Genomic DNA, 15,002 nt, shown 5'->3' with positions numbered 1-15,002 from the left:
GTTTGTAGCGTAACTATGAGGGATTGAAACCCTGGTGTAACAGAGGTCTTGATTGGTTGTATAAAGCTTGTAACGTATATATGAAGAACCACTTATAAACTGCAAAATTTTACTAAAGTGCTTAGTACGTCCCAGATTGCTTGACTTCTTCCACTGGCGTTAAGAAGATATTCTGAGTAGTCATTTGATTATGCCCAATTTTTTATGTTTTTTGTGTGTTGTTTAGATATCAATAATTGGGCTTCATATTATCTAAATGTGAAAGTGTGTTCTTTGTGTTTAGGTTGGTTTTTGGTTAGTGGCAAAAATATTTATTTTCATTTATTGATTTATGCCGTATAATACAAGAGGATAATATTTATAAAATTTTTTATAATCTGCGGAAGGACTTGGATTGTGAGGTTTTTTCTCCCTTCCTTTGCGGAAAGATGCAACAGTAAGTAAAATTATCCACTTTTTGTATAATGGCAGGTTTTTTTCTCTTAATCCACAACATTTCTCCACTTCTTTTATATTTAGAAAAATACGAATTTACTATCTTCCCTAGACATTTTATCATCAATTTGATTATCAAAGTTGAATAATTCTTCAAAAAAATTCATAATACTTCTCCCTAATGTTTAAGGTTCAGAATTTGAATGGTGTAAATTATACAAAGATAAACTATGCTTAACTTTTTGACATTTATTTTCTACGTGGTGTGGTAACACACGTGATACGTTGATTCTTCCTTTGCTTTTTTAGCATATGAGTTGTGATTTGTTCCAATGTAAAGCTTTCTTAATTTCATAAAGAAAAGAAATTAAAATGTATAGTTCAGGCTTCAAACGATGTTCTCAATTTTGTACGGATTTGTTTTTATTTTTCCTTTTATTTCACTCACAGTAAGTGAAAACCGAACTTTTTTGTGAGACGTAAAATATAGTTCTTGTAATCAGTTTCGTATTGATTAGGTTCGTTTCTTCTTCCTCTTTTTTTCATCTTTAGACTCGGCCAAGTAGTACCTTCCAGAGGACTTTTTCAGCTTACCCAAAGAGACCATGTGTTCAAGAAGTTTATTTAAACTTTTACTTTCAAATTTTTTCGGTATCCATTCATACTTTTTTTCTTTCGAGTACTGTGCTATTTCTCTTCCAAAAACAGGGATTTTGATTTTTTTGACGTAGTTAACTATAAAATTCATGTAGTCATTTACTTACTGCGCTATTTCATTTTTCCACATTTGCAAGGTCACAGTAAATAAACCTAACGGGTTTGTATTCATGTATTTCATCGCCTGTCTCCGAAATGTAACCATACAATACCATATTATTTAATTATTTAAGAGGGTAAGCAAATTTCGTTTGAACCAGGACTTAAATTTTATTAATTGTTCGTTTTCTTTTGTCAAAATTTTTTCGATTTTGCTGTAATGAATTGGTTAATATATTCATTCTTGGCCCTATACAAGAGCGATGTAAAAAGAAGAGTCAGAACTGCTTAGGAATTTAACTCATATTTTATGATCGATTTTTTGTGGTAAGTTCCTTTTTTTAATCTTTGGTTATTCTATATATTAAATATCATTCTAAAATAACCACCGACAAAATTATTGTATAACATATATTTTTTTAACTACTTAGTAATCTTAAAGAAACTAAAATATGGTACAATAATTATAGATCAATTTTTAGGCGATATATTTCATTAAGCCTAAAGCTGTGTTCAGAGTTTGGTGTAGTAGATTCAGTTTCATTTTGTAAAGTGTTTAATAAATATGGGAGTGCATATAAGAGACAGTTATAAAAAATTCTTCAGAAAATGGATTAAAGACTTCAAGCAACTTGCCAAAATGTAGAAAAAAAGCGCTCTTTAACAATCTGAGTTGAAAAAGCGAGTAGACCGAGATTATTTGGGCGAATATTTAAGAACAGTTGAAAGGGAGGGATGTAACTGTGGGGAACAAGTTAATTGCCTTTCTTGGTGATGGTAGGAACTATCAAGAATCCTATTTTGCAGTTAGACCTAAAGGAAAGATTGAAGATATAAAATTTAAGATTTTTACTTCTTCAATTATCGCTTGGTTGAGGAAGCAGAACGTACAAATTGACAATATAATTTTCATTGGTACCGATGTTTCCTTTAAAACTTGTAAAGAACACATTGATAAAGAAGTAATAAACACACTTGGTATTAGTGATAGTTCGATTTTCTATGTTACTATTGACGAAAATCAAATGAAGACCGAACAGCTTAGGGTGTTTATAAGCGAGATTTTGAAGCAGTTTTCAAAATATTTATCTGATGGGGATGTAGTTTATATGGACACCACACATTCTTTTAGGTTCATGCCTTTTATCGCATCTGTTTTGTCCTTATATTTGAAAACAGTTTTCAAGAATTTGAATCTTAGACTTTATTATGGGCTTTTTGAAAATGATTCTTTAACAACAAATTTGATAGATTTGTCTTATCTGAACGAAATTATTGAATGGATTTACGCGGCAAAATTATTTATGAACTTTGGTTATACCAGTCCGTTTTCATACCTGTTGACAAATAAATCAGCAGAAATCTATAAAAATTCTAATACCAAAGAAAAGCCTAAAAAAATCAAAGGTCTTTCCACAACTTTCGATAAATTTTCAACAGCTATAAGAGCAGGAATATGGTCAAGCATAGATGAGAGTATAGACAACTTGATACAAAAATTTAATGATCGTGAACTAGTAAAGGAGGTTGAAAAATTTATCCCAGAAATGAGTCCAATTTTTTTTAAAATTGTAGAAAAAGTTAAGAATTTGGATACTGACAAGCTCGAAAGACAAAGGAGGTTGATAATCTTTTACATTGATTCTGGTGATTTAGGAATGGCTTACAGGTTGGCTCGAGAGTATATAATAAGCTGTGGAATTTATGCTTTAGGCAAACCTGAGAGTTTGTACGATAGAGACGAAAGAGAGAAAATATCAAAACTCTTGAGTGAAAGTATTAAACAAGAAAAACTTGAGCAGATTTCTAGTATTTTTCAAATTCGAAATGTATTTGCACATTTTGGATTTAACGAAGATTCCAAAAACGTAAGACTAGATGAAGCTAGAGAGAAATTGAAAAAATTTGTTAAGGAATATGATTCAGCGGAAAAGCTTATAGAATTTTTAAAGAAAATATTAGGACAAGAATAGGATTTTGGGGTGGGGGATAATTTTATGTTTAGATTGACAGATGTATATATAGCTGCTTTGTTACACGATATCGGTAAATTTTACCAAAGAGCTTATCCTGAAAAGAAGAATGAAATTATGCATAGGCAACGAGGTATAATTCAATATCTCAATTTAAAAGGTGTTCCACATCAAATTTGGAGCTCAGATTTTGTTGAATCAATTAGTTTTTTGAGACAAAGGAAGCATGTGCTAAACGGTATCATATACCATCACAAACCCTACGAGGACTCAAAAATAGGTTTATTGGTTAGCTTAGCTGACAGAGTTTCGGCATCTGAAAGGGAAGATTACAGTCCACAAGAAAATGAACAAAATGTGACTACAAAACGACTTGAAGCTATTATGTCTCATGTAACTTTTGAAAAGAAAAAAAGCGAAAGTTGGTACAAAACTATTCAGAGACAAAGCTTTTTTGATGAAGAGTTTTTTCCAACAAAGGAACAAATAGATAATGCTGAAGAAATCAAGAGATATAAAGTTCTTTGGGATGCTTTCTATGAAAGTTTTTCGAAAGAAACAATAAGAGATGAAAATAACGTTGATGAATACGATAGAATATACTATATTTTAAAGGAATATACTTCTAATATTCCTTCGGCATTCTATTATTCTCATCCAGACATTTCCCTTTTTTCACATCTTTCAAGTACTGCAGCTATTGCTAATGCACTGTATCTCCAGTTTGAGGAAAATATAAAAGCAGAGGATTTTAAATTTTTGGATGAATTGGAAGCAGACTTAGTCAGCAAAAACATCAACGGGAAAGTATTAGGAATAGTAAAAGGTGATTTATCGGGGATTCAGGACTTCATTTATAATGTACCTTATGAACATGCACTAAAAAAGCTTAAGGGACGCTCATTTTATTTAGATTTAATCATTTACCTTATTGGAAAATGGATATTGCGATCTGAAGGACTTCCAATATCGAACTTGATTATGAGCGGCGGAGGTCATTTCTATGTACTACTTCCAGCTAAGAGCATTGACAAAATCAAGGATTATCAGAAAGAATTAGATGAAATAATTTACGAAGCTCATGGTACGGAATTGTCGGTGATACTTACGAGTCTACCAGTTTCTTTGAGCGAGATGACAGAATTTTCAAAAATTTTGCAAACTTTAGGTGAACTTAGCGAAGAAGCAAAGAACAGAAAGTTTGAAAGCTTAATAAAATTACAAGATTTTTACACACCAATTCGTGTAGAAGCTGATAGTTGCCCCTATTGTTACAGAGAAATGAAAGAAGATCAATGTGAATTTTGTGAATCTTTTGCTGAACTTGGAGTTGCACTTTCGAAGAACAAATATTTAATAGTTGAAAATCTTCAAAGAAGAATTAATGATCCTATTAAAACGGTATATGATGTTTTTAAGAGGTTTGGCTACCAGTTGAATTTTACAAACATAGCAAACAAGAAGGCATATCTAATCACAAAAAACGAATCTCTCAATTTTGATGAATGTATGTATTATGTAACACCTGCCACATACATGGGTAAATCAGAAGACGGTAAATTATTAGAACTTGATGAAATGGCTCAAGCCTCAGAAGGGTTATGCAGGTGGGGAATATTAAGGGGGGATGTAGATAACTTAGGGAAAATTTTCAGGGAAGGTTTAGGAACAGAAAAGTCCTTAGCAAGAGTTAGCGCTCTTTCAGAAGATTTTAAGCTGTTCTTCGGATATTACCTTGAGAAACTTGTTTCAAGAGAGTTCCAAAATTGCTCGGTAATTTATTCTGGAGGTGATGATTTTCTAATTATCGGTCCTTGGAGTACATTGCCAAACTTAGCAAAAAGGTTGAGAGCGGACTTCGAAAAGTTTGTATGCTATAACAATAACATAACAGTTAGCATGGCTATAGCTATAGCTAAGGATGTAAAGTTTCCAATATACAGAGTCGCAAAAGCAGTTGGAGAAGATTTGGAACAAGCAAAGGAATATATGAGAGAGAGTGAGAAGGGCAAAAAAGTAAAAGATGCGATAAGATTTATGGAAGAAACCATAGGTTGGGAAGATTGGGAAACGTTTGAAGAAATTGCAAGCATATTAAGTTGCATAGTTGAACGTTCAAAAACAAGAATTGTACTAAATTATATGTACGAAGCGTCAAGATTAATGAAAAATGCTCAAAAGGAGGGTGAGCTTGTTAGGTCATGGAGATTAGTTTACAAACTCTCCAGATTCAAAAGTTCGTATAAGCATTTAAGTGGTGTTTCTGAAGGCGTAGATAGACTATTCGATAAAGTTCTTTTAAAAACCGATAATAAAATTTACAACCATATTTTTGGGTGTGCGAGGTGGGTCGACTTTAAGACAAGAAAACCTGACACTGAAGGGAGGTAACGGGGATGCTTGGACAAGCAAATCAAGGAAAAATCAATCAATCAACTTTGGAAGAAGTGGAAGAAGATGTTAAAAATATATTAGATATTAATGGTAGTGATCCAGACGGTAGTAAAATGATAAAGGTCGCTGAGAAATATGCTAAGAAGGTGAAAGATAAATTAACAATGACTCAAATAAGAAAAGTATTTAATGACATATCAAAGCTTAATGGCAAAGAAAATTACAAATACAAACTAAACATGATATTGGTGAATTTTTTGTACAACGCTAAAAGAAGCAATTATCCAAGGGATTTTATAGAATTTTTTATAAAACTGTTAAATGAAACAGTTAACAATGGAGAAGAAAAGCTTGGAAGGTTTAAGGACTTTTTTGAGGCACTTGTGGCGTATACTAAATTCTACGAGAAAGAATCATTACAAAACGAAGAGAAAAACAGGAAATAATATGGGGGGATTGCAATGCCGATCAAGGAAATTAAATTATTAGGTAAATACATTGTAGAAGCAGAAATAGAAGCCAAAACAGGTCTTCACATTGGTTCCTCAAAAGATACCATGAAGATAGGGGATGTTGACAATCCAGTCATAAAAGATGCTAATGGTGTGCCATATATTCCAGGTTCTTCCCTCAAAGGAAAAATGAGGGCTTTGATGGAATTTTATCACGAAAAATTAAAGCCTAATCTAATGATATTAACAAAAAGTGGGGCGACAAGTATTCGAATTCATATGTGCGATGAACCAGATTGCCCCGTGTGTGGACTTTTTGGTAGAAATCATGGAAAGCATAAGACAGTGAACGAAAATAATAAAGAATTTAAAAATATAAGTCCAACACGACTCATTGTCAGAGATGCATTTCTTGTTGAGGAAAGTATAACTGAAGAAATGAAAAAGAATATGGGAGATGATTATACTGAAATAAAGTTTGAAAATAACCTTGACAGGATAACTTGTGAAGCAAATCCAAGACAAACAGAAAGAGTACCAGCCGGTGCCGTTTTCAAAGTTAGTATGGTTGTTAACAGATATGAGATAGCATATGATGATCCCAACGGCTCAAATAGTTGCGATGATCAAATTAAATATCTAAAAGAATTGTTGATAGCTATGCAACTCTTAGAAGACGATTATCTTGGTGGTCAAGGATCGCGTGGTTATGGAAAAATAAAATTTAGGAATATAAGAATTACTTACAAAGATAATAAAGTATATGCAAATGAGTCGGAACCTGTGACTAAGAATTACGAATGTATTCTCAAAGCTTTAGATAAGGTAAATGATGACTTTGGACCAAAAAACGGTTAAGAACAAAATTAATTTTTGAAAAATAAAAAGGGATGATTGAAATGCCTCGTTACAGAGTGAAATTGAACTTTACAAGTCCATTTTACGTTGGTACAAGAAATAAACAATTAACCGCTCCGGACAGAATAATTCATTCTGATACACTGTTCTCTGCGATTGTTAACACATATTCGTTGATTTATGGATTAAGAGAAACTGAGGAATTTGTTAATAGAATAATTCAAGAAGGGGTTTTTCTATGCTCGTCTGCATTTCCTGTGATTGGAGATACTTATTTTGTTCCAAAACCAATAAGTTATAAACTTGGGTTTGATGATCCAAAAAATGAAAAAAAAGTTCAATTTGTGGATATAGAAATGCTTATCAGTAAAAACTCTTTAACCAAAGAGCAAGTAGAAGAAAAGAATCGTATACTAAGTAAAAGTATAAAAATAGTTGAAAAGCCTAGAGTATCAATAGACAGGATAACAAATTCTGCAAATATATATTACTCTGCAGATGTGGAACTGGAAAAAAATGTTGCCTATTGGTTTTTCTTAGAAGTTAACGAAGAATACGAAAAAAAGCTCAAAACAGTTGTTAATGTTTTAGGTGACGAAGGAATAGGTGGAGAAAAAACATATGGTTATGGACAGTTCATGGCAGAATTTTTTGAAGACAACCAAGATTATTTCGGCAATTTCTTTCTGTTATTGTCTGTTTTTAAACCATCAACAGATGAAGTAAAGTGCTTAGAGCCAAACGGTTATAGAATTGCAAGAAGAGGAGGTTATGCTTACAGTCCATACCAAGATTCTTCAACAGAAATAAGATACCAGATGTACAATGTTTTTACTGAAGGAAGTGTTTTTAAAAGTTTAGTTAAAGGTGAAATAGTACAATCCGTGTTTAATAAAGTTCATAAAATGTATAAAAATTATCGGGCTTACTTAATACGTTTTGAAATGTAGCCGAAAGAAGGTGGGGTACATGTATGATAAAAAAAGCAAGTTTATTATGAATAACTACTCTTATAAGGTAGAAGTTTTAACACCTGTTAATATAGGAACCGGGCAGAAAATAATGAACTTCGAACTTGCATCAACCAACCGAGGAGTTTATGTACTGAACATACAGAAAATTGCAGAAGAAAATATCGATATAATTAATAAAATCAACGATTTGCTTCTTAACGATGATAATGCAACATTTGCTATTCAGAGACTTCTAGAAAATAAAAAATTAAGGGTTGCTAAGTACTCAAAATATTCGCTTAAGAATTACAATATCAAGGAATTGCATAGACTCAGAAATATTATAGAGTTTGTCAAAACAGCTGGGTATCCTTTTATACCAGGAAGCTCAATCAAAGGGGTTGTAATGAAAGAGCTCATTTCAACTAACAGCTTGTTTGAACAGGTAAGAGATATAATGCGACAAATTGCAAGTGACAAAGATGAAACCAAATCTAAAAAATTTAAGTTGGAAACAGAGAAGCTTTTTCGAAAAATTCTTGGTGATCCAAAACATAGCTTTGGTAGATTTATAAGGTTTAGTGATACAAACCCTGTAAGCCCAGATAATCTGCATGTAGCAAGTGTAAAGATAATGGCTATAAATGAAGAACAACAGCTAAAATATAAGAAGGAAGACTACAAATATAAGAAGGGAGACTACAAATATAAGAGGGGAGACTACAGTAACTCTCCGGAAGAAGCTCTTGACATTTTTTACGAAGTTCTTCCACCCGGGGTTACGCTAGAGGGAACTTTTAGCTTATTATCTAATGAATATCTAAACCGTTTGTCAAGTTTTTCCCAAGACTACGATGAATTTTCCTGGATTAAATCAAAGAGTGCCTTATTTCAACTATTTAATGGAGATTTATTGATGAACATAATTAAAAAGATAAAAAACAATGTCAAAGAATATATTGAAAAAGAAAAACAGATATTTTCTAAGGTTTCCGGAGGTAGTAAATATTTAAAGTTCCTTTTAGATATTGAAAAGAAAAATAACCAATTAGGCGATGGGGAAATCTTAATTCGATTAGGTTCAAGTACGGGATTTTTAAGCAAGAGTATAATTAAAAATCCAAAGGAAGTTGTAGATTTATTGAGAAATTTCATGAGAGGTAAGGTATACAACTATGAATTTCCAAAGACAAGGAAAGTTATAATCAAAGAAAATGGTGATTTTGAACAGCTAGGTTGGGTTAAGATAAGCTTCTTACAGCAAAGGAGGGAAACAGTATACTAAATTTCCTAAGAGTAGAGATCATATTTGAAAAGGATGACATTTACTATGATTTAGATATTGAGGAAAAAATATTTGCCGATTTGGAAAAAAAAATCCAATTTTTTTCTGCAAGTAATATTTTATCGAAGAATCGAGTGGAACTAAGTGATGGATTTTATGCTCCGAAAGCCAAAATGTATTTAAATATAGCAGGTAGTCAATACTTACCAGAAGTGTTCAGGTCTTTTTTAAAACAAGGGTATGAAATGAGATACGGTATACTGAGAGGAAAGAAGATAAGTATTAAAACAATTCAACCACAAAGGTTTTGTAAGGCAATTCCTTGTATGTCAAATGAACTGAGTACAGATTTTTGGGAAAAGCTACAAGACATTAACCAATGTATCGTTTACAAGTCATACCTTAACAAGCTGTTTAAAGTTTTGTTTGGCATCAAAGTAAGTGGTAGTCTTTGGTTCATCCCAAGAAAAACAGTACGGGAAAATTATTTTGAACTTTATGGTTCAGAAGAAATGATTTTACTTTTCTGTTCTTTCGGATTAGTAGACGATGGCTTAAAACCTCTTTTTTATCCAATACCATTCAAAATCTGATCTTTTTATTTTTCAACATAGATTTTCTTAGTTTGTTTGATCTATCAGGATCTATGTTCATGGAGGGTCTTATAGTCTGGCAAGCGATTCATAGCTTGTAAAGGTTTTTGTTAGTTTAGTATCGAAATATTGAGAAACTGTTGTCCGCTATGTCAAGATAAATTTGAAATCAATCAGTTGTTTAGAAGTTAGAAAATGGTTTGAAAAAATTTCTGTTTCTACTCAATGTTTTTGTTATATGATCAAATCATCATCGGATGGTATGATAGTGTGGTAAACGAAAACTTGGAACCGATTCTTATTGCGATTTTTTCAATAAATCAAGAAGGTACTCCTCTCTGCAAGAGATAGATGGCAAGATTTTTGTTGAATTTTTCCAAAGCACACCAGATTCAGAATCATACTCACCAAAATTGTGATATGACATTACCTCAAACCGTTGAGATTACGTGGGCGATTAAAAAGGTATTAAAGAGTTAAGATAAATTACTTATGATGTCTTAAGACCTTTGCCGGTTTTAGCACTACACGTTACATGATAGACTATTGGTACAACAGTGATAAGATAAGAATAGTTAGTGTTGATAACGGGTCTGCCGCTTGTTGTATATTCATGAGAGCGCAAGATATGCTGTGGAAGCTGTTATCATGCTCCAGAACAGAACCATATGCTAGCAATGTAGTTCCAGTATTAGTGAGAAAGTATGTTGTTTGAATAGTTTGCTGAAGACGGTTCACCGGTCGATACATTATTACAACCTACTATCGTGGTCAAAAGTATTGTAGATAGTAACTAGAATTGATGTGTTTAGAAGAATATCTGGTATAGAGATAACTGACTATTAACTGACGTTAGATTGAATAAGAAGAAAGAGAAAAGCGTTTTGGTTTTTTCTTGTCATCAAATGCGGTGAAGACGGTTACTATGCTATTAACAGTGTACATGTATGAACACTTCATTATCAACAGCAAGTAGTATACTTGTATTAACGTATCATTATTTCCACAATTGTAAGTTAGCTACCTGGCACTTCTTTGGTCCCTACCCCCTTTTGATTCCCACCTTTTTTATCAAACAAGTAGAACTAAAATTTCAAACACAGTAAAGTCTTAGAGCTCAGATGATGTGTGATGAGCAAATAATTGAGCTATTTTATCGTTATGTTATTTTCAGCTAAGCTTTTTTAATCTTTATCATTCAAGGTAAGATTCGACAATGATTTGGGATCTGTATTCTGTATAATTCGAGTTAAAGTTTTATTTCATGGTAACCTCTACCTTTGAATTCTTCGTCGTGTGTTATTATAAATACTTGTGATAGATATGGAAGTATTTGATTTAATTTGTCTGCAAGAAGTTGTCTTCTGTCGCTGTCTAAGTTTATTGTAGGTTCATCGAGTATAAGTATTTTGGCGTTTGTTAGACTTTCAACGATTGCCACTCTTAATGCAATTGCCACACTTACTTGTTCACCACCTGATAGCATTTTGAAACTTCTCGTGCCTTTATCAGGAGAATGTGATTTGAATATGTATGTGTTGTTTCCTATTTCTATTATTACTTGCTCGTCTTTTCCTGTTATTTTGTTGTAAATTTTTGTTGCCTTGTTTGCGATGTCTTTTGTGATTCTTTCTATAACTTTTGGGCCCATTTCTTTGAGTTTTTCCTTGAATTCATCAGTGAGTTCGATTTTAGTTTCGACAATTTTTCTGGCTTTTTTGATTTTGTTCAACTCGACAATTTTTTGATCTTTTTCGTTTTTTAGGTTTTTGTAGTTTTCTAAATCTTTTTCAAAGGCAGTTATACGTATTTCTATTAGTTTTAGTTCGTTAGTGTAATTTTCAAGTTCGTTTTGTATGTTTTGTTTTAGTAATTCGTAATCTGTGTTATTGGTGAGATTTGCAATTTCGTTTTCAATTTCTTTCATTTCTCTTTGTTTTTCTTCCAGGCTTCTTTTTAGTTTTTCAAGGTTGCTTTGAATTTCATTGAGTTGTTTTGCAATCCCTTCGTTTCTTAGATATTCATCGTAATCTGGTTTGTATTTTTCCATTTCACTTTCAAGCTGTTTTATGTTTGTGTCTAACATGTTCAAATTTTCTTCTATGTCTGATAATTTTTGTAATTCTATATCTATTTTTTGTTCTTGATCTTCGTATGATTTTGCGTCTTTTTCACTTTGTTCAATTTGGCTTTTTATTTGAGCAATGTCTGATTCCAGACGCTGTTTCTCGTTTTCTAGTTCTTTTTCTTGTTTTTCGAGGTTTCGAATTTCGCTTGCGATTTCTGATTGTTTTGATATAAGCTCCGTTTGGAGTTGACTTAGCTTGTTTTTTTCTTGCTCTATGTTATTTTGTTCGAGATTTTGTAGTTTTTCTTTTAGTTGGTTCAGTCGGATTATTTTCTTATTTTTTTCGACATCAATTTGTTTTTTGCGCGCCAGCTCGTTTGTTTTGTTTTTTAATTCTTCCTCTAGTTTTTTGCTTTCTTCTTTTAATTGGTTGATTTGGAGTATTTCGTGTAATATCAGGGTTAGCTCCGCCTTTCTAACTTCTATTTCGCTTTGTTTTGATCTCAAGAATTTTTCAATTCCCCCTTTTTGCTCTATGTTTAGGCATTTTTCGTTTAGAATAGGGCATTTTCCATCCGTTAAATTTGTTATTATGTTTTCTAAGGATTTTATTTCTTGCTCCAATTTCGCCTTTTCGGATTCGAGGGTGACTTCTCTTGACAATTTGAGTTCAATTTGTCTTTTGCTCTGCTGGAGATTTTGAATTTCTTGTTCCAATGTTTGTGTATTTTCAAGTTGTTTTTCGTATTCAATGATTTCTTTGGTTATGTTGCTAGCTTCGTTTTTTGTTTCTAGGTATTCATTGTAAAGTTGTTGTATTTTTTTGATTTCCCCATCAATTTGGTTTTTGTTTTCTATGATTTCGGATAATTCTTTTTCTCTTAAGTTTTTCGCTGTAATTGTTTGGGTTAATTTCTCAAGTTTTTCTTGTAACTGTTTCTCCAATCTTTTGAGGTTTTCTCTTCCCTCTTCAATTTTGTTTTTTGCTGCCATTTTTTGTTTTTCGACTTCGATTTTTCTTTTTTCCCAGTCTTGTTTTTGTCTATATAGCTCCCGGAGTTTATTTTGGTTTTGCCTCAGCTGCTTTAGTTGTGTTTCTGTTTTTGAGTAGTATACGTAGCCATTAAGGGATTTCTCAGTCTTTTCTTTTGCAACTCTGGCTTGCAATAGGTCTTGCTCAAGTTTTCTTATTAAGTTTTTTTCTCCTTCTATGACTTGTTGTTTGAGTTCAAAATTTCGCTTCAAGTCTTGTATCTTTGCCGTTGTTTGCTCTAAGTTTTCTTTTTGTTCTTTTAATTGTTCGATTTTGTTTTGCACCCACGTTTGTTGCTTTTTTTGTTGGTCGATTTCTTTTTGTGTCTGAGATATTTTTTCTTCAATGTCTTTGTATCTTTCCAAATCCTTCTCTAAGATTTCCTCTTCTTTAGATAGTAAATCTGACTTTGATTTATATTTTTGCTTTATCTCATTAAGTTTTTTCTCAATTTCGTTGTATATGTCTGCTCCAATTAGTTTGTTGAAGAATTTGCCTGATTGTTCTGTTTCGGACTCGAATATAGTGAACAAATCGTTTTGGTATGCACAAATTGCATTTCTAAATAGTTCTTCTATGTTACCAGCGGAAAGTTGGTGAGATTGACTGAGAAACTTACTGATTTCACAGATTTCAGCAATTTTTTGGGTTATTTCGTCTGCCTTTCTGGACAAAATGGTGCCGTCTTTTCTGAGCAACACGTGTTGACTTGTTGAAGTGCGAATTTTGTGTCCTCTTTTTACAATATACTCTATACCATCGGCACCAACGAATTCTATTTCCACCGATAAATCTTCTGCTGTCTTATCGTTTATTCTTGACGCAAGTTCATTAATTCTTAGGTCTTTTATACCAAACAACCCGAAGCCAATTGCCTGAAATATTGAGCTTTTGCCAGCACCGTTTTTTCCAATTATCAGGTTTATGCCTTCCTCAAATTCAAATTTGCTATCTATATGGTTTTTGAAGTTTTTTAGTTTAACACTTTTAATTATCATCGTTGTTCACCTCTATTATTTCGTCAAGTAATTTATCAAAATACGAGAAGATTAGTTCAAAAGATTTCTCACCTTCATGTACGTGATTTTTAGCTTCTTGTAAGAAGTCGAGGGTAAGTTCTACGTTTTTTTCGGTTTTTGAGAATAAGTTATTCCAAGAGAGTATTATGTTTCTTTCGATCTGTTCTTTGGTTAGTGATGATATGTTATAATCCGATTGTCCATAGTCTTCCGGAAAGTAAGTTTCAAACTCTACATACAGTGCACCTTTGGTTTTTAGAAATTCTTTGATATCGTCCCAAATAGGAATTTTTGGCTTGTCGATGATTATATCAAAAATTATTATTTCATCCTCTGATATGTTTATGTTGTTAATATAATCTTCAAGTTCCGATAATTTGATTTTGTAAATGCTTCTTTTTCTTTTGTAAGAATGGTAGAATTTGTGTGTTTTGGTCTCGGTATCGAATATTACATAACCCTTCGGTTCTTTTTCACGTAGATCCCAGTATTCGAGACTTCCTGGAACGAAGAAGAAAGGTTGATTTTTCGGATAAACTCTGTATGAGTGAAAATGACCTGCAGCAAAATACATTACTTTTTCTTGGAAAAGGTTTATGGTTTTCTGTTCGGTGCAACCTGGTAACATTAGTCTTCCACTTTCGTCATTTGAAATGGCTGTGTGGCATATTACAATGTTATCTTGCCCTTCAATATTTTCAGATAATTTTTGTAAAGTTTCTTCTGTAAATGTTCCCTGATACGGAATGCCATATATGGGTATGCCATTATAAATGTATGGTTTGAATTCAAAAAGATTGTCGTTTCTTGAGAAGTTTAGATTTTTTAGCAGTTGCTTTTTTTCAAGGTAGTTCAGCCATGAAGTTCTATCGTAGGAAATGTCGTGATTACCTTCTATCGCTAGTACCGTGATGTTTGCTTCTTTTAGTAGTTTCAATATATTTTCTGTTCTGTGCAATATGTCTGGATCGATTCTGTTTGAATCAAACAGGTCTCCTGAAATAATTACAAGATCTACGTTTTCTTCTATGGCAGTTTTTACAAGATGTTCAGCTGCGACGAAAAAGTCTTGATATCTAGTTTCTGAATATTTACCCAACCCACCAGCGGGACGCCTGCCAAGATGCCAATCAGATGTGTGAAGTATTTTCAAAAAGATCACCCCCCATGTTTGTCTTCCGGA

General features: G+C 32.5%; 11 protein-coding genes. 7 read left to right on the top strand and 4 right to left on the bottom strand.

The features are described 5' to 3' along the window. Positions 1-949: 949 nt before the first annotated feature. A complete protein-coding gene (locus N2Z58_05770) occupies positions 950-1,183 on the bottom strand; it encodes a hypothetical protein (GenBank protein MCX7654164.1) in 234 nt (77 codons plus the stop codon). 751 nt (positions 1,184-1,934) lie between these two features. Here N2Z58_05770 and N2Z58_05765 point away from each other — a divergent pair. The 7 genes from N2Z58_05765 to N2Z58_05735 all read left to right on the top strand — a co-directional run bounded on the left by N2Z58_05765 (position 1,935) and on the right by N2Z58_05735 (position 9,699). Beyond that, entirely contained in the window at positions 1,935-3,164 is a 1,230-nt protein-coding gene (locus tag N2Z58_05765) for a CRISPR-associated DxTHG motif protein (GenBank protein MCX7654163.1), read from the top strand. 24 nt (positions 3,165-3,188) lie between these two features. After that, a complete protein-coding gene (gene cas10, locus N2Z58_05760; protein MCX7654162.1) occupies positions 3,189-5,555 on the top strand; it encodes a type III-A CRISPR-associated protein Cas10/Csm1 in 2,367 nt (788 codons plus the stop codon). Between the two features lie 5 nt (positions 5,556-5,560). Next, the gene (csm2, locus tag N2Z58_05755) at positions 5,561-6,004 is read left to right on the top strand and encodes a type III-A CRISPR-associated protein Csm2 (protein ID MCX7654161.1); all 444 of its coding nucleotides are present in this window, start codon (positions 5,561-5,563) and stop codon (positions 6,002-6,004) included. 15 nt (positions 6,005-6,019) lie between these two features. Continuing rightward, positions 6,020-6,868 carry a type III-A CRISPR-associated RAMP protein Csm3 gene (csm3, locus tag N2Z58_05750; protein ID MCX7654160.1) on the top strand — a complete coding sequence of 283 codons (849 nt, stop codon included), beginning with the start codon at positions 6,020-6,022 and terminating at the stop codon, positions 6,866-6,868. 41 nt (positions 6,869-6,909) lie between these two features. After that, the gene (gene csm4, locus N2Z58_05745) at positions 6,910-7,818 is read left to right on the top strand and encodes a type III-A CRISPR-associated RAMP protein Csm4 (protein ID MCX7654159.1); all 909 of its coding nucleotides are present in this window, start codon (positions 6,910-6,912) and stop codon (positions 7,816-7,818) included. A gap of 19 nt (positions 7,819-7,837) precedes the next feature. Continuing rightward, a complete protein-coding gene (gene csm5 / locus N2Z58_05740; GenBank protein ID MCX7654158.1) occupies positions 7,838-9,106 on the top strand; it encodes a type III-A CRISPR-associated RAMP protein Csm5 in 1,269 nt (422 codons plus the stop codon). A gap of 80 nt (positions 9,107-9,186) precedes the next feature. After that, positions 9,187-9,699 carry a hypothetical protein gene (locus N2Z58_05735; GenBank protein MCX7654157.1) on the top strand — a complete coding sequence of 171 codons (513 nt, stop codon included), beginning with the start codon at positions 9,187-9,189 and terminating at the stop codon, positions 9,697-9,699. Between the two features lie 298 nt (positions 9,700-9,997). Here N2Z58_05735 and N2Z58_05730 read toward each other — a convergent pair whose 3' ends face one another. From N2Z58_05730 to N2Z58_05720, 3 genes are all read right to left on the bottom strand, one after another. After that, positions 9,998-10,126: a hypothetical protein gene (locus N2Z58_05730; GenBank protein ID MCX7654156.1), complete on the bottom strand. Its 129-nt coding sequence runs from the start codon at positions 10,124-10,126 to the stop codon at positions 9,998-10,000. Between the two features lie 822 nt (positions 10,127-10,948). Continuing rightward, the gene (locus tag N2Z58_05725; protein ID MCX7654155.1) at positions 10,949-13,798 is read right to left on the bottom strand and encodes an AAA family ATPase; all 2,850 of its coding nucleotides are present in this window, start codon (positions 13,796-13,798) and stop codon (positions 10,949-10,951) included. Next, the gene (locus N2Z58_05720) at positions 13,788-14,972 is read right to left on the bottom strand and encodes an exonuclease SbcCD subunit D (protein MCX7654154.1); all 1,185 of its coding nucleotides are present in this window, start codon (positions 14,970-14,972) and stop codon (positions 13,788-13,790) included. The genes N2Z58_05725 and N2Z58_05720 overlap by 11 nt, the downstream gene beginning before the upstream one ends. Positions 14,973-15,002 lie beyond the last annotated feature (30 nt).

This window comes from Fervidobacterium sp. (assembly GCA_026419195.1).
Taxonomy (GTDB): domain Bacteria; phylum Thermotogota; class Thermotogae; order Thermotogales; family Fervidobacteriaceae; genus Fervidobacterium.
Note: the sequence above shows the minus strand (reverse complement) of the source record. Positions and strands in the feature narration are given on the sequence as shown.

Coding starts and splice junctions, on each gene's coding strand:
- cas10 (MCX7654162.1), top strand. CDS start 3,189: ATGTTTAGATTGACAGATGTATATATAGCTGCTTTGTTACACGATATC.
- csm3 (MCX7654160.1), top strand. CDS start 6,020: ATGCCGATCAAGGAAATTAAATTATTAGGTAAATACATTGTAGAAGCA.
- csm2 (MCX7654161.1), top strand. CDS start 5,561: ATGCTTGGACAAGCAAATCAAGGAAAAATCAATCAATCAACTTTGGAA.
- csm5 (MCX7654158.1), top strand. CDS start 7,838: ATGTATGATAAAAAAAGCAAGTTTATTATGAATAACTACTCTTATAAG.
- N2Z58_05725 (MCX7654155.1), bottom strand. CDS start 13,798: ATGATAATTAAAAGTGTTAAACTAAAAAACTTCAAAAACCATATAGAT.
- N2Z58_05730 (MCX7654156.1), bottom strand. CDS start 10,126: ATGTCATATCACAATTTTGGTGAGTATGATTCTGAATCTGGTGTGCTT.
- csm4 (MCX7654159.1), top strand. CDS start 6,910: ATGCCTCGTTACAGAGTGAAATTGAACTTTACAAGTCCATTTTACGTT.
- N2Z58_05770 (MCX7654164.1), bottom strand. CDS start 1,183: ATGAATTTTATAGTTAACTACGTCAAAAAAATCAAAATCCCTGTTTTT.